The 19,278-nt window shown below is 70.6% G+C and carries 14 protein-coding genes and 1 pseudogene; 11 read left to right on the top strand and 4 right to left on the bottom strand.

All coding sequences use genetic code 11. The features are described 5' to 3' along the window. Positions 1 to 159 precede the first annotated feature (159 nt). The 3 genes from ACFFCA_RS00965 (at position 160) to ACFFCA_RS00955 (ending at position 4,955) form a co-directional block, all read left to right on the top strand. Positions 160 to 1,275: a GuaB3 family IMP dehydrogenase-related protein gene (locus ACFFCA_RS00965; protein ID WP_375481035.1), complete on the top strand. Its 1,116-nt coding sequence runs from the start codon at positions 160 to 162 to the stop codon at positions 1,273 to 1,275. Continuing rightward, a complete protein-coding gene (gene fgd, locus ACFFCA_RS00960; protein ID WP_375481034.1) occupies positions 1,276 to 2,280 on the top strand; it encodes a glucose-6-phosphate dehydrogenase (coenzyme-F420) in 1,005 nt (334 codons plus the stop codon). Positions 2,281 to 2,417: 137 nt separating this feature from the next. Then, a complete protein-coding gene (locus ACFFCA_RS00955; RefSeq protein ID WP_375481047.1) occupies positions 2,418 to 4,955 on the top strand; it encodes a bifunctional FO biosynthesis protein CofGH in 2,538 nt (845 codons plus the stop codon). A gap of 19 nt (positions 4,956 to 4,974) precedes the next feature. Here ACFFCA_RS00955 and ACFFCA_RS00950 read toward each other — a convergent pair whose 3' ends face one another. Next, complete coding sequence (locus ACFFCA_RS00950; RefSeq protein ID WP_375481033.1) at positions 4,975 to 5,967, bottom strand: magnesium transporter CorA family protein; 993 nt, start codon at positions 5,965 to 5,967, stop codon at positions 4,975 to 4,977. A gap of 32 nt (positions 5,968 to 5,999) precedes the next feature. On the opposite strand from ACFFCA_RS00950, the gene guaA reads away from it, so the two are divergent. Continuing rightward, complete coding sequence (gene guaA, locus ACFFCA_RS00945; protein ID WP_375481032.1) at positions 6,000 to 7,562, top strand: glutamine-hydrolyzing GMP synthase; 1,563 nt, start codon at positions 6,000 to 6,002, stop codon at positions 7,560 to 7,562. Positions 7,563 to 7,625: 63 nt separating this feature from the next. Here the strand turns inward: guaA and ACFFCA_RS00940 are convergent. Next, positions 7,626 to 8,216, bottom strand: a pseudogene (locus ACFFCA_RS00940) (alkaline phosphatase); the annotation flags it as partial. 173 nt (positions 8,217 to 8,389) lie between these two features. On the opposite strand from ACFFCA_RS00940, the gene ACFFCA_RS00935 reads away from it, so the two are divergent. Further along, positions 8,390 to 10,030, top strand: a complete 1,641-nt coding sequence (locus ACFFCA_RS00935) for a Na+/H+ antiporter (protein WP_375481031.1) — start codon at positions 8,390 to 8,392, stop codon at positions 10,028 to 10,030. A gap of 115 nt (positions 10,031 to 10,145) precedes the next feature. On the opposite strand, the gene ACFFCA_RS00930 is transcribed toward ACFFCA_RS00935, so the two are convergent. Further along, positions 10,146 to 10,436 carry a chorismate mutase gene (locus tag ACFFCA_RS00930; RefSeq protein WP_375481030.1) on the bottom strand — a complete coding sequence of 97 codons (291 nt, stop codon included), beginning with the start codon at positions 10,434 to 10,436 and terminating at the stop codon, positions 10,146 to 10,148. A 223-nt stretch (positions 10,437 to 10,659) separates the two neighbouring features. Continuing rightward, positions 10,660 to 12,363: an APC family permease gene (locus tag ACFFCA_RS00925; protein WP_375481029.1), complete on the bottom strand. Its 1,704-nt coding sequence runs from the start codon at positions 12,361 to 12,363 to the stop codon at positions 10,660 to 10,662. Between the two features lie 92 nt (positions 12,364 to 12,455). Between ACFFCA_RS00925 and pcrA the strand changes: the two genes are divergently transcribed. The 6 genes from pcrA to ACFFCA_RS00895 all read left to right on the top strand — a co-directional run bounded on the left by pcrA (position 12,456) and on the right by ACFFCA_RS00895 (position 19,177). Next, positions 12,456 to 14,843 carry a DNA helicase PcrA gene (pcrA, locus tag ACFFCA_RS00920; protein ID WP_375481028.1) on the top strand — a complete coding sequence of 796 codons (2,388 nt, stop codon included), beginning with the start codon at positions 12,456 to 12,458 and terminating at the stop codon, positions 14,841 to 14,843. A 34-nt stretch (positions 14,844 to 14,877) separates the two neighbouring features. Next, positions 14,878 to 15,345, top strand: coding sequence for a group II truncated hemoglobin (locus ACFFCA_RS00915; RefSeq protein ID WP_375481027.1), 468 nt, complete (start codon positions 14,878 to 14,880; stop codon positions 15,343 to 15,345). 159 nt (positions 15,346 to 15,504) lie between these two features. Further along, the gene (locus ACFFCA_RS00910) at positions 15,505 to 15,912 is read left to right on the top strand and encodes a cobalamin B12-binding domain-containing protein (RefSeq protein WP_375481026.1); all 408 of its coding nucleotides are present in this window, start codon (positions 15,505 to 15,507) and stop codon (positions 15,910 to 15,912) included. A 114-nt stretch (positions 15,913 to 16,026) separates the two neighbouring features. After that, complete coding sequence (gene sucC / locus ACFFCA_RS00905) at positions 16,027 to 17,193, top strand: ADP-forming succinate--CoA ligase subunit beta (protein WP_375481025.1); 1,167 nt, start codon at positions 16,027 to 16,029, stop codon at positions 17,191 to 17,193. Between the two features lie 5 nt (positions 17,194 to 17,198). Then, complete coding sequence (sucD, locus tag ACFFCA_RS00900; protein ID WP_375481024.1) at positions 17,199 to 18,077, top strand: succinate--CoA ligase subunit alpha; 879 nt, start codon at positions 17,199 to 17,201, stop codon at positions 18,075 to 18,077. 287 nt (positions 18,078 to 18,364) lie between these two features. Continuing rightward, a complete protein-coding gene (locus tag ACFFCA_RS00895; RefSeq protein WP_375481023.1) occupies positions 18,365 to 19,177 on the top strand; it encodes a hypothetical protein in 813 nt (270 codons plus the stop codon). Positions 19,178 to 19,278: the final 101 nt, after the last annotated feature.

Here is a 19,278-nt window from a genome sequence, read left to right as displayed (position 1 = left end):
CCCCAAGACCCGCCCTCCTCGTCACTCCCCAGCGACGTCCCCAGGAAGGTGAAGACCTTGTGAAGAGAACAATGACGGGGTGAAGACCTCCTTCACACCGGCAACAGGCCCGACCATGCAGGACCAAGGTCCTCGCTCGTGGTGGGGCAGACTCGACCCATGCCGGAAACAGTCGAGATCGGCCTCGGACGCAGCGCCCGCCGGGGTTACCACCTCGACGAGATCGCCCTCGTGCCCACGCGGCGCACCCGCGGATCGTCCGTCGTGTCGACGAGCTGGCAGATGGACGCCATGTCCTTCGAGCTGCCCTTCGTCGCCGCACCCTCGGACGCCACGGTGTCACCGGCGACGGCGGTCGAGATCGAGCGACTGGGCGGGCTGGCCGTGCTCGACGGCGAGGGCCTGTGGGCCCGTTACGACGACCCGGCCGCCGAGCTGGCGAAGCTGGGCACCGACACCGCCACCCTGCAGCGGGTCTACGCCGCGCCGGTGTCGCCCGAGCTGCTGCGGGCCCGCATCGCGGAACTGCGCGCGGCGCGCATCCGGGTCGCCGTCCGACTCTCCCCGCAGCACACCGCCGAACTCGCACCGCACGCGCTGGCCGAGGGCGTCGACCTGCTGGTCATCCAGGGCACCGTCATCTCGGCCGAGCACGTGCTCGCGCCGGACACCGAGGGCCTGAACCTCAAGACCTTCATCGCCGACCTCGATGTGCCGGTGCTCGTCGGCGGCGTCACCAACTACCAGACCGCGCTGCACCTCATGCGCACCGGCGCGGCGGGCGTCATCATCGGCTACGGCGCCCACCTGGGGTCGACGACCCCGGAACAGCTGGGCATCGACGTACCCATGGCCACCGCGCTCGTCGACGCGGCCGCCGCCCGCCGTGACTACCTCGACGAGACCGGCGGCCGGTACGTGCACCTCGTGGCCTACGGCGACCTCACCACCGGCGGCGACATCGCCAAGGCACTGGCCTGTGGGGCCGACGCGGTGATGCTGGGCGAGCCGTTGGCCGTGGCGGCCGACTCGCCGGGCGGGGGCAACTACTGGGACCCGACCGCTGCCCACCCCCGCGTGCCCAGATCGATCGTCGTCGACCTGTGGGACGAGGATCGGCCTACCCTCGAGGAGGTGCTCGTCGGCCCGACCGCCGACCCCAGCGGGGAACGCAACCTGTTCGGTGCGGTACGCCGCGTGATGGGCAAGTGCGGGTACTCGACGCTCAAGGAGTTCCAGAAGGCGGAGCTCATCGTGACCGGAGGACGCAGGTAAATGGCACGGGAACTGAAGCTGGGCTACAAGGCGAGCAACGAGCAGTTCGCGCCGCGCGAGCTACTTGACTACGCGGTGCAGGCCGAGCAGGACGGTTTCGACTCGGTGTTCATCAGCGACCACCTGCAGCCCTGGCGCCACGACGGCGGGCACGCACCGTTCGCGATGAGCTGGCTGGGCGCGTTGGGTGCCCGTACCGAGCGCATCACGATCGGCACGTCGGTACTGACGCCGACCTTCCGCTACCACCCGGCGATCGTGGCGCAGTCGTTCGCGACCCTGGGCTGCCTGTTCCCCGGGCGGGTCGTCCTCGGGCTGGGCAGCGGCGAATCCATGAACGAGGTCCCGCTGGGCCTCGAATGGCCCGACGGCAAGGAGCGCTTCGCCCGGTTCCGGGAGGCCGTCAAGCTGATCCGCGAGCTCTGGAGCGGCGAGCGGGTCACCTTCGAGGGCGACTACTACCGCACCGACAAGGCGACGATCTACGACCGTCCGGACCAGCAGGTGCCGCTCTGGCTCGCGTCCTCCGGTCCGGCCGCCACCCGGTTCGCCGGCCGGCAGGGCGACGGGTGGATCACCACCTCGGGCAAGGACCCGGCGCTGTACACCGACACCCTGATGCCGGCGATCGCCGAGGGTGCCGAGAAAGCCGGTCGCTCGATCGAGGACATGGACATGATGATCGAGGTCAAGGTGTCCTTCGACCACGACCGGGACGCCGCGATGGAGGCCACCCGGTTCTGGGGTGCGCTGGGCCTGACGCCGGAGCAGAAACAAGGCGTCGAGGACCCGGTGGAGATGCAGCGGCTGGCCGACGGGCTGTCCGCCGAGCAGACCGCCAAGCGCTTCATCGTCAGCACCGACCCCGACGAGCACGTCGAGAAGATCAAGACCTACCTCGACCTCGGCTTCAACCACCTCGTCTTCCACGCGCCCGGCCCCGACCAGGCCACGTTCCTCTCGCTGTACGGCAAGGAAATACTTCCGCGCCTGCGCGCTTTGTAGATCCTCGTGGCCTGCGTACCGTCGTAGGCGCCGCGACCGGGTGGGGAGTCCGCCCGAGAGGTCGCACGGAACGTTCGTCCTGGCGGGAGTCGCCGAGCCTCGGCTAGGAGCACCCCGTGAGCCAGATCCCCTCTTCCCTGCGCCGTGCCCTGCGTCGCGCCCGCGACGGCGTGACGCTGGACGCGACCGAGGCCGAGATCCTGCTCGGCGCCCGCGGCGACGCGCTCGTCGACCTCTGCGCCTCGGCAGCCCGTGTCCGGGACCAGGGTCTCGAGGACGCCGGGCGGCCCGGCGTGGTCACCTATTCGCGCAAGGTGTTCATCCCGCTCACCCGGCTGTGCCGCGACCGCTGCCACTACTGCACCTTCGCCACGACACCGAACCGTGTCGCCGCGCCGTTCCTGTCGCCCGACGAGGTGCTGGCGATCGCGACCCAGGGCGCGGCGCTGGGCTGCAAGGAGGCGCTGTTCACCCTCGGCGACCGCCCGGAGGACCGCTGGCCCGCCGCGCAGGACTGGCTCGATGCGCACGGCTACGACTCGACGCTGGCCTACGTCCGCGCCATGGCCATCCTGGTGCTCGAGAAGACCGGCCTGCTGCCGCACCTCAACCCGGGCGTGATGTCGTGGGCCGAGCTGCAGCGGCTCAAGCCGGTCGCCCCGTCGATGGGGATGATGCTCGAGACCACGTCGCGGCGGCTCTTCGAGGACCCGCACGGTGCCCACTACGGCTCGCCGGACAAGGACCCGGCCGTGCGCCTGCGCGTCCTGGAGGACGCCGGGCGGTCCAACGTGCCGTTCACGACGGGCATCCTCATCGGCATCGGCGAGACCCCGGCCGAGCGCGTGGACGCGCTGTTCGAGCTGCGCCGCATCGCCCGCGCGTACCACGGTCTGCAGGAGACGATCATCCAGAACTTCCGGGCCAAGCCCGACACGGCCATGGCGCGGATGCCCGACGCCGAGCTCGACGACCTCGCCGCGACCGTCGCCGTCGCCCGACTCGTGCTGGGCCCGCGCATGCGCATCCAGGCCCCGCCGAACCTGATCGGCGACGAGTACGGGTTGCTGCTGCGCGCCGGCATCGACGACTGGGGCGGCGTCTCGCCACTCACCCCGGACCACGTCAACCCCGAACGACCCTGGCCGGTCATCGACGAGCTGGCCGCCCGCAGCGCCGAGGCCGGGTTCCGGCTCGTCGAGCGGCTCACGATCTACCCGGACTACGTCACCGCGGGGGAGCCGTGGCTCGACCCGCGGGTCCTGCCGCACGTCGCGGCGCTGGCCGCCGCCGACGGCCTGGCCCGCGAGGGTGCGTTACCTGAAGGCATGCCGTGGCAGGAGCCCGAGGACGCGAACCTGCTGGCGGCCTCGGACGGTCGGATCGACCTGCACACCGCCATCGACACCGAGGGCCGCACCTCCGACCGGCGCGCGGACTTCGACAGCGTCTACGGCGACTGGGAGACCGTGCGGGAGGAGTCCGTCCGCACGTCCGCCCCGCAACGCCTCGACTCGGACGTGCTGTCCGCACTGCGCAACGCCGAGCGTGACCCGGGCTCGCTGTCGGACCCCGACGCGCTGGCCCTGCTGCACGCCGACGGCGCCGAGCTCGACGCGGTCGCCCGCCTCGCCGACGACCTGCGCGCGCAGACCGTCGGCGGCGACGTCACCTACGTCGTCAACCGGAACATCAACTTCACGAACGTCTGCTACACCGGCTGCCGGTTCTGCGCCTTCGCCCAACGGCGCACCGACGCCGACGCCTACACCCTGTCCATGGACGAGCTGGCGCGTCGCGCCGAGGAGGCGTGGGAGCTGGGGGCCACCGAGGTGTGCATGCAGGGCGGTATCCATCCCGACCTGCCCGGCACCGCCTACTTCGACATCGCCCGCGCCGTGAAGGAGCGGGTGCCCGGTATGCACGTGCACGCGTTCAGCCCGATGGAGGTGGTCAACGGCGCGTCCCGTACCGGGCTGTCGATCCGCGAGTGGCTCATCGCGGCCAAGGAGGCCGGGCTCGACTCGGTCCCGGGCACCGCGGCCGAGATCCTCGACGACGACGTGCGCTGGCTGCTCACCAAGGGCAAGCTGCCGGCGAGTCAGTGGATCGAGGTCATCACGACCGCGCACGAGGTCGGGCTGCGCTCGAGCTCGACGATGATGTACGGCCACGTCGACAACCCGGCGCACTGGCTCGGGCACTTCCGCACGTTGGCCCGCATCCAGGACCGCACCGGCGGCTTCACCGAGTTCGTCGCGCTGCCGTTCATCCACACCAACGCGCCCATCTACCTCGCCGGCGTTGCGCGCCCGGGCCCGACCACGCGCGAGAACCGCGCCGTGCACGCAATGGCCCGCATCCTGCTGCACGGGCGCATCGACAACATCCAGTGCTCCTGGGTCAAGCTCGGCACCGACGGGTCACGCGCGCTGCTGCAGGGTGGCGTCAACGATCTCGGCGGCACGCTGATGGAGGAGACGATCAGCCGGATGGCCGGCAGCCGGCACGGCTCGGCGAAGACCGTCGCCCAGCTGGAGGAGATCGTCGGCGGGCTGCCCGGCCGCACGGCGCGGCAGCGCACCACGTCCTACGGCGTCGTGCCCGACGAGCGGTTGGCCGCCGCCGGGCGTTTCTCCGGTGTGCTGCCGGGCGTGGTCGAGCGGGTCGGCTGAGCAGGTCGGCTGAGCGCCGTCAGAGCCAGTCCTTGCGCCTGAACACGGCGTACAGCACCAGCGCGATCACGACCATGATCGCCAGGCTGTAGACGAAGCCCCACTCCTTGCCGAAGCCGGGGTAGGGCACGTTCTGGCCGAAGAACCCGGTGACGGCCGTGGGCACCGCGATGATGGCCGCCCACGACGTCAGCTTCTTCATGATCACGTTCATCCGGGTGTCCGACAGCGACATGTTGGTGTCGAAGATCGAGGTGATCTCGTCGCGCAGCGAGTCGGTGAGGTCACCGATCCGCAGGATGTGGTCGTAGAGGTCGTCGTAGTAGGGCGCGAGCTGGGCGGCCGCCTCGTCCTGGGCCGTGCGGCGGGTGACGGTGTTGACGACGTCGCGCATGGGCAGGACCGCGCGCCGGGCGTCGACCAGGGCGCGGCGCAGGGTGAACGTCCGCTGCGAGATGTCGTGCGTCGTCGTCGACGTGACCTCCTCGAACAGGATGTCCTCGACCGCGTCGACCTGGTCGTTCAGCGTGTCGGTGATGTCGAAGTAGCGGTCGACGATCTCGTCGAGCAGCCCGTGCAGCAGGGCACGCGGCCCGCAGGTGAGCAACGCGGAGTTGTCGTCCCAGCGCCCGAGAACGGCGTCCATGTCGACGATGTCGTCGAGGCGGACCGTGACGAACGCCTGGTGGGTGCTGAACACCGACACCCGCCCGACCGAGATCTCGTCGGCGTCGGCGTCCAGGCGCAGCGGGTTGACGGTGAGGAACACGTGCGTCGGGTATCGCATCGCCTTGGGTCGCTCGTTGCGGCTCAGGGAGTCCTCGACCGCGTGCGGGTCCAGGCTGAGCTCCTCGGCGAGCTGACCGAGGTCGTCGTGGCCGGGCGAGATCAGGTCGGCCCACACCAGGCAGTCGGGCTGCTCCAGGTAGTCCGACACCTGCTCCAGCGGGAAGTCCTCCTTCTCCAGGACGCCATCGCGCCACACCCGGGTACGGACCAGGCAGGTAACCATGCCGGCAATTGTGCCGTCCGTAGACTCTCGCCGTGGACAACGACCTGGTTCTCGTCGTGGACTACGGCGCCCAGTACGCCCAGCTCATCGCCCGCCGGGTGCGCGAGGCCAACGTGTACTCCGAGATCGTGCCGCACGACATCCCGGTGGCCGAGCTGCTGGCCCGTCGCCCCAAGGCGATCATCCTGTCCGGTGGCCCGTCGTCGGTGTACGCCGACGACGCGCCGCGCACGGACGCCGAGCTCATCACGGCCGGCGTCCCGACGTTCGGCATCTGCTACGGCTTCCAGGCCATGACCCAGGCCCTGGGCGGCCAGGTGGCCCGTACCGGTGGCTCCGAGTTCGGGCGCACCACGCTGCGCGTCGACGAGCCCGGCGTGCTGCTGCAGGGCCTGCCCGCCGAGCAGCTGGTGTGGATGAGCCACGGCGACGCCGTCACCGAGCCGCCGCCGGGTTTCCGGGTCACCGCCTCGACCACGGGCGCACCCGTCGCCGCGTTCGAGGACGTAGGGCGGGGGCTGGCCGGCGTGCAGTTCCACCCCGAGGTCATGCACACCGCCCACGGGCAGGAGATGCTGCGGCACTTCCTCTACGACATCGCCGGGTGCCGCCCGACCTGGACCGAGACCAACATCATCGACGAGCAGGTCGACCTCATCCGCGCCCAGGTGGGCGGCAAGCAGGTCATCTGCGGGCTGTCCGGCGGCGTCGACTCGGCGGTGGCCGCGGCGGTCGTGCAGCGGGCCGTCGGCGACCAGCTGACCTGTGTCTTCGTCGACCACGGGCTGCTCCGCGAGGGCGAGGCCGAGCAGGTCGAGCGGGACTTCGTAGCCGCCACCGGCGTCCGGCTCAAGGTCGTCGACGCCGTGACGCAGTTCTTGGACGCCCTGGACGGCGTCAGCGACCCCGAGGAGAAGCGCAAGATCATCGGACGCGAGTTCATCCGCGTCTTCGAGCAGGCGGCGCGCGAGGTGGTGGTCGACGCCGGGCGCCACGGCGAGGACGTCGAGTTCCTCGTCCAGGGCACGCTCTACCCCGACGTGGTGGAGTCCGGCGGCGGTACCGGCGCGGCCAACATCAAGAGCCACCACAACGTCGGCGGCCTGCCCGACGACCTGCAGTTCGCGCTCGTCGAGCCGTTGCGCACCCTGTTCAAGGACGAGGTGCGGCGCGTCGGCGAGCAGCTCGGGCTGCCGGCCGAGATCGTCTGGCGCCAGCCGTTCCCGGGCCCCGGCCTGGGCATCCGCATCGTCGGCTCGGTCGACGCGGAGCGCCTCGCGATCCTGCGCCGAGCGGACGCCATCGCCCGCGCCGAGCTCAGCGCCGCCGGCCTGGACCGTGAGGTCTGGCAGTGCCCGGTGGTGCTGCTCGCCGACGTCCGCTCCGTCGGGGTGCAGGGCGACGGCCGGACCTACGGCCACCCGATCGTGCTGCGCCCGGTGTCGTCCGAGGACGCGATGACCGCCGACTGGACGCGCGTGCCCTACGACGTCCTCGAGCGCATCTCGACACGGATCACCAACGAGGTGCGCGAGGTGAACCGGGTCGTGCTCGACCTCACCTCCAAGCCGCCGGGCACGATCGAGTGGGAGTAGCAGCTGCCCCGGACGACCGAGGTCGTCCGGGGCAGGTTGCTGTTGCCGTGCGTGCGCCGCGGGTCAGTCGGTGCGCAGGCCCAGCGCCCGGCTCATCGTGAAGAACAGGTCGGTCTGGTTGGTGACGCCCAGGACGTTCGCGCCCTGCGGCCCCTTCGCCGCGATGCGGACCTCGGTGCCGGTGTGCTGCTGGGAGCCGGAGATGTCGGCCGTGGCGTAGCTGACCGTCATGTCCGCACCGTCACGGGTGCGCAGGGTTGCCGTGTAACCCTTGGTGGTCGAGCCGGTCTCGACGATCTGACTGGTGTGGCCGTGGTCCGCGGTGACGACGACGAGCGTGTCCGGGTTGCGCTTCTGGTAGGCGAGTGCGGCCTTCACCGCGCGGTCGAACTCCACCGTCTCGCCGATCTGGCCGCAGGGGTTGGCCGCATGGTCCTGCTTGTCGATCGAGGCACCCTCGATCTGCAGGAAGAAGCCCTTCTTCGACCGCGAAGTCTTGGTGTCGAGCAACGAGATCGCCTTGCTCGCCATCGCAGACAGGTGCGGCTGGGTCGCGGTGCGCGCGGTGTTGGTCGTACAGGTCGTCGACGCCGTCCCGGCGGACGTCGGCTTCGGGCCGACCCACTCAGGCGGCGACCGACATCCCGACGCGAAGGTGGCCCCCGCATGACGTTCGCCCCAACGCTGAGTGAGCCGACTCAGGCGGCATCCCGCCATTGCCGGGGCACGGCCCAGCCGATGCCCAGACTGTTGCCATCGGATCTACAGCCGCTGTGCGTTGAGCGGGGGGTGGCCCGGAGCGGCCTCCGGTCCGGGAGAATGCTCGGGTGAGCGTCGAGACCGTCCTGCTGCTGGCCCTGGCCGCCACGGCCAGCATCGTGCTGGTGCACTGGCTGGACGGCAAGACCGGCCTGCCGGGGGCCGCGCTGCTCACCGTCCTCGGCATCGCCTACTCGCAGGTGCCCGGGCCGAACATCACCCTCGATCCCCACGTCGTGCTGACCTTCGTCCTGCCGCCGCTGCTCTACAGCGCCGCGCTCGACTCCTCGTTGCTCGCGATTCGCCGGAACCTGCGGACGGTCGTGAGCCTGTCGGTGGCGCTCGTCCTGGTCACGGCGGTCCTCATCGGGTTCGCGCTGGAGGCGTTCGTCGCCGGGGTGACGCTGTCGGCCGGCATCGCGCTCGGGGCGTGCGTCGCGCCGCCGGATCCGGTGGCCGCCCTGTCCGTCGGCCGCCGCGTCGGGCTGCCGCCGAAGCTGATCACCCTGATCCAGGGGGAGGGCCTGCTCAACGACGCGACCGCGCTGACCACGCTGACCGTGGCCATCGCGGCGGCTCGGGGGCACGGCTTCTCGCTGCCGCTGGCCGTGGGCGAGTTCATCCTCGCTGCCGTCGGCGGCGTCGCGGCCGGCGTCGTCGTCGCGCTGGCCGTCCGGTTCATCAAACCCTTCACCGCCGACCCGCTCACCGCGAACGCCGTCTCGCTGGCGACGCCGTTCATGGCCTACCTGCTCGGCGAGTCGGTGCACGTGTCCGGCGTGCTGGCCGTCGTGGTGGCCGGGCTGATGGTCGGCCACGACACGCCCCGCTCGAGCTCCGGCGCCAGCCGGTTGCAGACGGCTGCGGTGTGGCGGCTCGTCGACTACCTGCTCGAGGGTTTCGTGTTCCTGCTCATCGGCCAGCAGCTGCCCTCGGTGGTGCGCGGGCTTTCCAAGTACAGCGTCGGGACCATCACCACGGCGGCCGCGATCACGGTCGGTCTCGTGCTCGTGCTGCGCCCGGTGTGGCTGGTGCTGACCCAGCTCCTGCCCCGCTCGCTGCACACCCGGCTCGGCGGCGACACCGACGAACCCCGCAGCCGCCGCCTCGATGGGCGCGAGGTGGTCGTCCTGAGCTGGTCGGGCACCCGCGGCGTCATCACGCTGGCCGCGATCTTCACGATTCCGCTGACCGTGAACGGGAAACCCTTCCCGGACCGGGACCTGTTGCTGTTCTGCGCGTTCCTCGTCGTGCTGGTCACGCTCGTCGGCCAGGGCATGAGCTTCGCCCCGCTCGTGCGGCGGCTCGGCCTGCGGGCCAGCACCCGCGACATGGCCCGGCTGCGCAACCGCGCCCGCATCGCCGCGGTCGAGGCGGCCGTCCGCCGCCTGGACGAGCTCGACGGTGACGCCGCCGAGACCGCCGAGGACCCGCTCGACCCGCACGCCCTCGAGGCGGCCCACCGACTGCTGGACAACCAGCTGCGGCGGTACCGGGGGCGCCTCGACGCGCTCGAGGACGCCTCACCCGACGAGGCGCCGCGCTCGCCGCGCTACGAGGCGGCGCTGCGGATCCGCCGGCTCGTCATCGACGCTCAGCGCGAGGAGCTGCTGCGGTTGCGCGACGCCGGGCAGCTGCCCGACTCCGGGTTGCGCGCCCTCGAACGCGAGCTCGACCACGAGGAGGGACAGCTGCCCGACCGCACCTGACGGTGCGGGTCAGCGGTGGTCGACGAGGACTCGGCCGTCGGCCAGGTGGATGTCGACGAGGACGGCGTGCCCGCCTCGTCGACCTTGGCCAGGGACGGCGGCCGCGGCCGACCGATCAGCGGCGGCCGCGGCAGACCTGCAGGATCGCGCCGGCGAGTTCCGGGCCGTCCGGGCCGAGCCCGTCGCGGAACGCGGCGCGGATGACCCGTTCCCGGCCGAGCTCGACGCGGGTACCGCCCGCGTTCATCCGCGCGGTCTGGATCCGCCGGGACAGCGTGGCCCGCTCCGCGACGAGCCGGACGATGGCCTCGTCGAGGCTGTCGATCTGACCGCGCAGGACGGGGATCGTCTCGGCGGCGTCCGCGGCGACGTCGTCGGGCACGGGGGTTCGGGTGTCGGTGCTCATGTCGGTCCTCGTTCTGGTCTGGCGAGGCCCGCGGCACGAAGAACGCCCCGGACCTCGGTCCGGGGCGTCTGATGGTGAGTGTGATCAGCCAGCAACGACGGGGACCGTAGGTCGGTACCCGTAGAAAAATCGCGCGGCGCTGCTGGACACGTCTGTGATCGTGGCACGTCGTCCCGTCTGGCGGCAAGCACGTCCCGGTCCGTGGGACGCGCTTGCCGGGCGGTCACGGGGCCTTGCCGAGCTCCTTCTCCTCGTCCTGCGCCTCGGCGACGGTGTCCTCGACGTACTCCTCGACCTGCGGGGTGGGCAGGCGGAAGTGCAGCGCCAGGAACCAGATCGCGGCGCTGAAGGCGAGCACGACGATGAAGTCCCAGCCGAACGGGATGCTGCCGGTGTTGCCCATCCTCGGGCCCTCCGGGAACGTGCTCAGGAAGCTGATGAGCGCGAGCCCGCCGAACCAGGGCAGGGCCCACAGGCCGGCCTTCCAGTCCATCCGCGACAGCGCGTTGTTGCGGTCGGTCACCTTGAACAGGGCCAGCACGACGAAGCCGAGCAGCACCGCCAGGAACAGCCGCCAGTTCTCGTCCCACCCGGCCCAGATGACGATCATGTTGGCCGAGAAGAAGGCGAGGAACGGGATGGTGTCGCCGAACGGCAGCTTGAACGGACGCTCGTGGTCGGGGATCTGGCGCCGCATCGCGGCCAGCACGATGGGCCCGGACCCGAACGACAGCACCGTGGCGGAGGTGATGAAGCCGACCAGCTTCTGCCAGCTCGGGAACGGCAGGAACACGATGAGCCCGATGACGAAGGTGACGAACAGGCTCACGAGCGGGACACCGCGCGGCGTGGTGCGGGCCAGGATGCTCGGCGCGTTGCCGTTCTTGGACATCGCGTAGGAGATCCGGCCCGTCACCGTGGTGTAGATCAGGCCGGTGTCCGCGGGGGAGATGACCGCGTCGATGTAGAGCAGGGTCGACAGCCAGCCCAGGCCGATGAGGGTGGCGATCGACGCCAGCGGTGCGTTCGCGTCCTTGAGGTGCGTCGTGATCTCGCCCCAACCGCCGGACAGGGCGCCGGGCGACACGGTGGCGATGAACGCGATCTGCAGCATCACGTAGATGACGGCGGTGATCAGCACCGAGCCCACGACGGCCAGGGGGACGTTGCGCTTCGGGTTGTCGGTCTCGCCGGCCAGTTCGACGCCCTGACGGAAACCGAGGTAGGAGAACACGATGCCGCCGGTGGCCACCGCGGTGAAGATGGCGTGCGCGCCGCCCACCGAGAAGCCGTGCTTGTGGAAGTTGCCGGCGTGGAACGTGGTCACCATGAACGCGATGATGACGAGGACGATGATGCCGAGCTTCCACCAGACGGCGACGTTGTTGATGCGCGCGAACCAGCGGATGCCGAAGTAGTTGACGACCACGAAGAAGGCCATGGCGAGCACGGCGACGACGTAGCCGAGCGCCGTCAGCGGATAGGTCTGCGTCGCCTTGTCGAGCTTGGTGAAGTCGGCGTACTTGCTGGCGTATTGCAGCGCACCCTCGACCTCGATCGGCGCGACGGCGGCCGCGGCGATCCAGTTGACCCAGCCCATCGTGAAGCTCGAGAAACCGCCGAAGGACAGGTGCGGGAAGCGGACGACGCCGCCGGAGATTGGGAACATCGTGCCGAGCTCCGCGTACACCAGGCCGATGAGCACGATCGCGAACGCGCCGACGACCCACGAGAAGATCGCGGCCGGGCCGGCGATCTCCGAGGCCTTGGCGGCGCCGTAGAGCCAGCCCGAGCCGATGATGGACCCGACGCTGGCGAACAGCAGGCCGATGACCCCGACGTGCCGTTTCAGCGCGCCGTCGTCGTCGGTCCCGCTGCCCGAGCCGTCCCCCGAACCGGATGCCGGTTGCTTGGCCAAGGTCGTCATGGAGCCCACCTCTCGGAAGTTCCTGCGCACGTACCCAGCACCATGCCACTCGAAACGCCTCGTCGGTGGAGGCCCGTAGGGTGGAAACCACGATGTCCCAGCCGCTCGACACCCTGTTCCCGACGCCCCGGCCCGCGGCCGCGCCCGGCACGGCCGCCCTGCTCGAGGGCCTCAATCCCCAGCAGCGCGCTGCCGTCGTGCACGAGGGCGGCCCGCTGCTCATCGTCGCGGGGGCCGGTTCGGGCAAGACCCGCGTGCTGACCCATCGCGTCGCCTACCTGCTGGCCGAGCGCGGCGCCACGCCCGGCCAGATCCTGGCCATCACGTTCACCAACAAGGCCGCCGGCGAGATGAAGCAGCGGGTGTCCCAGCTCGTGGGCCCCCGGGCGCGTGCGATGTGGGTGTCGACGTTCCACTCGATGTGCGTGCGGCTGCTGCGCGCCGAGGCCAAGCACCTCGGCCTCAAGACCTCGTTCTCGATCTACGACGCCGACGACTCGAAACGTCTGATGACGCTGGTGGGCCGCGACCTCGACCTCGACCCCAAACGCTACCCGGCCCGCTCGCTCTCGGCCCAGATCAGCAACCTCAAGAACGAGCTGGTCACCCCCGAAGCCTGGGCCGACAAGGCGGCCAACGCACCGGAGAAGGTGCTGGCCGACGTGTACACGCGCTACCAGAACCGGCTGCGCGACGCCCACGCGCTGGACTTCGACGACCTGATCATGACCTCGGTCGAGCTGCTGCAGCGCTTCCCGGACATCGCCGACCACTACCGCCGGCGCTTCCGGCACGTACTCGTCGACGAGTACCAGGACACCAACCACGCCCAGTACATGCTCGTGCGCGAGCTCACCGTGCCCGAACCGGACGCGCCCTACGAGCCGGCCGAACTGGCCGTCGTGGGCGACGCCGACCAGTCCATCTACGCGTTCCGGGGCGCGTCCATCCGCAACATCCTCGAGTTCGAGCGCGACTACCCCGACGCGACGACGATCCTGCTGGAGCAGAACTACCGGTCCACCCAGACCATCCTCACCGCGGCGAACGCGGTCATCGCGCGCAACCCCGACCGCCGACCGAAGAACCTCTGGTCGGACGCCGGCGCGGGCGAGAAGGTCGCGGGCTACGTTGCCGAGAACGAACACGACGAGGCGGCCTGGGTCGCGCAGCAGATCGACGCCCTCGCCGACGAGGGCGTCGCGAAGGCGTCCGACGTCGCGGTCTTCTACCGCACCAACGCGCAGTCCCGTGTGTTCGAGGAGGTGTTCATCCGCGTCGGCCTGCCCTACAAGGTCGTCGGCGGGGTGCGCTTCTACGAGCGCAAGGAGATCCGCGACGCCCTGGCCTACCTCCGTGTGCTCGCCAACCCCGACGACGTCGTGTCGTTGCGCCGCATCCTGAACACCCCGCGGCGCGGCATCGGCGACCGCGCCGAGGCCTGCGTCGAGGTGTTCGCCCAGCAGGAGCGCATCTCCTTCGGCGCGGCGCTCGAGCGGGCCGACGTCGTGCCGGGGCTCGCGCCGCGCTCGCTGTCCGCGATCCAGGGCTTCACCGAGATGATGACCGAGCTGCGCGCCGTTGTCGCGAGCCCGGACGGTGTCCCGGGCGCGATCCTCGAGGCGGTCCTCGACCGCACCGGCTACCTGCGCGAGCTCGAGGCCAGCCGCGACCCGCAGGACGAGTCGCGCGTCGACAACCTGCGCGAGCTCGTCAACGTCGCCCGCGAGTTCGAGGAGCAGCGCGCGTCGATCGACGAGGAGCCCACCCTCGACGCGTTCCTCGAGCAGGTCTCACTCGTGGCCGACGCCGACTCGATCCCCGACGCCGAGGGCGGTGTCGTCACCCTCATGACGCTGCACACCGCGAAGGGTCTCGAGTTCCCGGTCGTCTTCCTGACGGGCATGGAGGACGGCGTCTTCCCGCACATGCGCTCGCTCGGCGACCCGAATGAGATGTCCGAGGAACGCCGGCTCGCCTACGTCGGCATCACCCGCGCCCGCGAGCGGCTGTATCTCTCCCGCGCCCTGTCGCGCTCGGCGTGGGGTGCGCCGTCCTGGAACCCGCCGTCGCGCTTCCTCGACGAGGTGCCGCCCGAGCTCGTCGGGTGGACCGGCGAGGTCGACCGGGCGCCGTTCGTGGGCCGGGGCTCGACCGGGTACTCCGACGACGTCTCGTCGGGGGCCTACAGCGACCACGGCTACCGCGCCAGCGGGTCGAACCGCGCGGGCAGCAGCCGGGGGCGCACGCCCAGCGCGCAGCAGCAGCTGGCCGCGTCCGGCAAGCTGCGCGGGGGCATCGGCAACCGCGCGATCCCGTCCCTGGCGTCCGGCGACCGCGTCACCCACGACTCGTGGGGGATGGGCACCGTGCTGGACACCCGCGGCTCGGGTGAGGGCTCGCAGGCCCAGATCGACTTCGGCGGCAGCACCGGCGTCAAGTGGCTGATGCTGCGCTACGCCCCCGTCCAGAAACTCTGAGGCCGCCCGGCCCGTCCCGCTCTAGATTGGGCCGATGGCCGACACCCCGACGCTGCTCGAATGGGCGGGTGGGCCCGCCGCGTTCCGACGCCTCATCGATGCCTTCTACGACCGCGTCGAACGCGACGAGCTGCTGTCGCCGCTGTTCCCGGGCGGGGTGAGCGAGCAGCACCGCGCGCACGTCACCACGTGGTGGGTCGAGGTCATGGGCGGGGCTGCCGATTACACCGCCCGCCACGGCGGCTACGCGACCATGCTGGCGCACCACCTGGAACTGGCCATCACGGCCGAGCAGCGCTTCCGGTTCGCGTCGCTGATGAGCCGCGCCGCCGACGACGCCGGGCTGCCGGGCGACCCGGAGTTCCGCGCCGCGTTCGTGGGCTACGTCGAGTGGGGCACCCGGCTTGCCATGCAGAACTCGCAGCCCGGTGCCCCCGACGTCGTCCTCGCTGCGCCGGTCCCACGCTGGGGCTGGGGCGTCGCGCCGCCTTACCAGCCCTGAGGGCCTCGGTCCCAACTGATCAACTGCGGATGGTGGCTGCGTGACCCTTACCCACAGTTGATCACGATGGACAGTCCCGAACCGGGCGGTGCGCCCAGCGGCAACGACGTCGCCGAGCACGCGTAGCGCCGATCCGGGCCGGGCGAATACGCTGCGGACGTGGCCGACCGCATTCGCATCGTCATCGCCAAGCCCGGCCTCGACGGGCACGACCGGGGCGCGAAGGTCATTGCCCGCGCGCTGCGTGACGCCGGCATGGAGGTCGTCTACACGGGCCTGCACCAGACGCCGGAGCAGATCGTGCAGACCGTGGTCCAGGAGGACGCCGACGCGGTCGGGTTGTCGATCCTGTCCGGCGCGCACATGACGCTGTTCCGCCGCACCGTCGAGCTGCTCGCCGAGAACGAGGCGTCCGACGTCGTGCTCTTCGGCGGCGGCATCGTCCCCGAGGCCGACATCGCCGAGCTCGAGGCCATGGGTGTCGCCAAGGTGTTCACGCCGGGGGCGACCATGGACGAGATCGTCGAATGGGTGCGCAGCAACGTCGCCCCGCAGAGTGTCGCCTGACCGCTCCGCCCCGTGAAGCCGGTCTCAGGCGCCACGGCCGTCGGTGACTCGGCGCCCGGGGTGGCGTAGAACCTGAGGTAATCAGCTGCAGCCAAGCGGAACGGACGTGTCAGAGTGGATCTGTTCGAGTACCAGGCCAAGACCCTGTTCAAGGAGCACGGCGTCCCGACGGCCCTCGGCGAGGTCGTGACCACGCCGGACGAGGCGCAGGCCGCCGCCGGGCGGATCGGCGGGGTCACAGTCGTCAAGGCGCAGGTCAAGGTCGGTGGCCGCGGCAAGGCCGGCGGCGTCAAGGTGGCCAAGACCCCCGAGGACGCCAGGACGAACGCCGAGCAGATCCTCGGCATGGACATCAAGGGCCACACCGTGCACCGCGTCCTCGTGGACCCGGGCGCGGACATCAAGGAGGAGTACTACATCTCCTACCTGCTCGACCGCTCCAACCGCACCTTCCTGGCGCTCGCGTCCTACGAGGGCGGCATGGAGATCGAGCAGCTGGCCGTGGAGCGCCCGGACGCGCTGGCCCGCGTATCCGTCGATGCGATCGAGGGTGTCGACCTGGCGAAGGCGAAGGAGATCGCCCGCGCCGGGAAGTTCCCCGACGAGCTGATCGACCCCGTCGCGGACGTGCTCGTCAAGCTTTGGGACGTCTTCGTCAAGCAGGACGCCACCCTGGTCGAGGTGAACCCGCTCGCCAAGGTGGGCGACGGCAGCATCATCGCCCTCGACGGCAAGGTCAGCCTGGACGAGAACGCCGACTTCCGGCAGCCCGGCAACGCCGCGCTCGAGGACAAGGACGCGGCCGACCCGTTGGAGGCCAAGGCCAAGGAGAAGCACCTCAACTACGTCAAGCTCGACGGTCAGGTCGGCATCATCGGCAACGGTGCCGGGCTGGTCATGAGCACCCTGGACGTCGTTGCCTACGCGGGCGAGAAGCACGGCGGCGTCAAGCCCGCCAACTTCCTGGACATCGGCGGTGGCGCGAACGCGAAGGTGATGGCCGACGGCCTCGACGTCATCCTCGGCGACAGCCAGGTCCGGAGCGTGTTCGTCAATGTCTTCGGCGGCATCACCGCGTGCGACGAGGTGGCCAACGGCATCAAGGGTGCGCTCGAGATCCTGGGTGACCAGGCCACCAAGCCGCTGGTCGTGCGCCTCGACGGCAACAACGTCGACAAGGGACGGGCGATCCTCGACGAGCTGAACCACCCACTCGTCACCCAGGTCGACACCATGGACGGCGCGGCCGACAAGGCCGCCGAGCTGGCTGCGAAGGGCTGACACCGATGTCGATCTATCTGAACAAGGGCTCCAAGATCATCGTCCAGGGCATCACCGGTGGCATGGGCTCCAAGCACACCACCCTGATGGTCGAGTCCGGTGCCGACATCGTCGGCGGCGTCAACGCGCGCAAGGCCGGCACCCGGGTCGAGCTGGGCGGCAAGGACCTGCCGGTGTTCGGCACGGTCAAGGAGGCGATGGCCGAGACCGGCGCCGACGTCTCGGTCGTCTTCGTGCCGCCGGCGTTCACGAAGGACGCCTGCATCGAGGCCATCGACGCGGGCATCGGCCTGCTCGTGGTCATCACCGAGGGCGTGCCCGTGCAGGACACCGCCGAGGTGTGGTCCTACCTGCAGGGCAAGAGCACGCGCATGATCGGCCCGAACTGCCCCGGCATCATCACCCCGGGCGAATCCCTGGCCGGCATCACGCCGCACACCATCGCCGGCACGGGCCCGATCGGTCTGGTCTCCAAGTCCGGCACGCTGACCTATCAGATGATGTACGAGCTCAAGGACATCGGTTTCTCGACGGCCATCGGCATCGGGGGCGACCCGATCGTCGGGACCACGCACATCGACGCCCTCGAGGCCTTCGAGAACGACCCCGAGACGCAGGCCATCGTCATGATCGGCGAGATCGGCGGCGACGCCGAGGAGCGGGCCGCGGCCTACATCAAGGAGCACGTGACCAAGCCGGTCGTCGGCTACGTCGCGGGGTTCACCGCCCCCGAGGGCAAGACGATGGGTCACGCCGGCGCCATCGTGTCCGGCTCGTCCGGCACGGCCGCCGCCAAGCAGGAGGCTCTGGAAGCCGTCGGGGTGAAGGTCGGCAAGACGCCGAGCGCGACCGCTCAGCTCATGCGGGAGATCCTCGGCCGCTGACCACCGGGCGGCCGATGACCGCTTTCTTCATCAACTCGTAAGAGGACCGCCGCAGGAACCGGAAACCACCCGGATTCCTGCGGCGGTCGTGTCGTTTCGGGGGAGATGTCCGCTTTCCGGGGTGGGGTAGGGCACTTCGACTCGTGCGCCGGGCCGCGGGACCGCTCTAGCGTCACGGCGCGCCCGGGGCTGGCGGTTCCGTATCCCGGCCGTGGGGCGCTACCTTGCCTGCACCACAACCTGAAAGAACGCCAAGATCCGCAGGATCCAGCCTCGAGGAGCACGCCATGACGTTCCAGCCACCACCGGGTGACCAGCCACCCGGCAACCAGCCGCCGCCCGGCGGCCAGCCGCCGGCGGGTCAGTGGGGGCCGCCGCCGACCGGCCGTCCGAGCGGAGCGGCCGGGTTCGACCCCAAGACGATCAACCCGCTCGACTGGGGCATCCTCGGCGCCGGCGTCCTCGCCTTCATCTTGTCCTTCATCGACTTCTACGACGGTGCCGACGTGTCCTACCGGGGCCGTTCCACGACGGTGGACACCGACGGCGCGAGCGCCTGGCACGACGTCGTCGGTGGCGGTTTCTTCGGCTGGTTCGCGATGGTGTTCGCCATCGCCGGTGCGGTGTTGGTCGCGCTGGCCCTGTTCCGCCCGCAGGTGAAGCTCCCGGTGCCGGCACGCCTGGCCGGCCTCGGACTTTTCGCGCTCGCCCTCCTGTTCGAGATCATCGCCATTTTCGTGACGCCCGGCGCCGACGCCTACGGCGGCGACGTCCCAGGCGGCTACAGCGTCGACACGAACCACGGCTTCGGATTCTGGGCGAGCCTGATCGTCATCATCGCCGGTCTGGCCCTGTCCCTGATGCGCTTCCAGGCCACGGGTGGACAGCTGCCCGGCGGGTTGCAGAGCAAGGTTCCTAACATGGGCGGTTACGGACCGCAGGGCGGGTTGACCGGCGGGTCCGCGCCGCAGCAGGGCGCTCGTCCGGGCCCCGGCCCGGGCCAGCAGCCGCCACCCCCTCCGGGGTACGGCCAGCCGCAGCCTCCGACGTCGGGCGGCCAGCAGCCGCCGCCCCCGCCGGGATACGGCCCCCCGCAGTAGCCCGTTCGCCTCATCCGCGCGCCGGAACACCTCCGGTGTTCCGGCGCGCGTGTGCGTGGGGCCTCGGGCCGCCGATCCGGTGTTTCCGGCGGGCTTCGGCG

Source organism: uncultured Jatrophihabitans sp. (assembly GCF_964252635.1).
GTDB lineage: Bacteria > Actinomycetota > Actinomycetes > Mycobacteriales > Jatrophihabitantaceae > Jatrophihabitans.
This window is presented reverse-complemented; position numbering and strand designations above follow the sequence as displayed.

What these genes read in the sequence shown, in the direction of transcription:
- ACFFCA_RS00895 (WP_375481023.1), top strand. Translation starts at nt 18,365, where the DNA reads ATGACGTTCCAGCCACCACCGGGTGACCAGCCACCCGGCAACCAGCCG.
- ACFFCA_RS00950 (WP_375481033.1), bottom strand. Translation starts at nt 5,967, where the DNA reads ATGGTTACCTGCCTGGTCCGTACCCGGGTGTGGCGCGATGGCGTCCTG.
- ACFFCA_RS00925 (WP_375481029.1), bottom strand. Translation starts at nt 12,363, where the DNA reads ATGACGACCTTGGCCAAGCAACCGGCATCCGGTTCGGGGGACGGCTCG.
- sucD (WP_375481024.1), top strand. Translation starts at nt 17,199, where the DNA reads ATGTCGATCTATCTGAACAAGGGCTCCAAGATCATCGTCCAGGGCATC.
- ACFFCA_RS00915 (WP_375481027.1), top strand. Translation starts at nt 14,878, where the DNA reads ATGGCCGACACCCCGACGCTGCTCGAATGGGCGGGTGGGCCCGCCGCG.
- ACFFCA_RS00965 (WP_375481035.1), top strand. Translation starts at nt 160, where the DNA reads ATGCCGGAAACAGTCGAGATCGGCCTCGGACGCAGCGCCCGCCGGGGT.
- fgd (WP_375481034.1), top strand. Translation starts at nt 1,276, where the DNA reads ATGGCACGGGAACTGAAGCTGGGCTACAAGGCGAGCAACGAGCAGTTC.
- ACFFCA_RS00930 (WP_375481030.1), bottom strand. Translation starts at nt 10,436, where the DNA reads ATGAGCACCGACACCCGAACCCCCGTGCCCGACGACGTCGCCGCGGAC.
- pcrA (WP_375481028.1), top strand. Translation starts at nt 12,456, where the DNA reads ATGTCCCAGCCGCTCGACACCCTGTTCCCGACGCCCCGGCCCGCGGCC.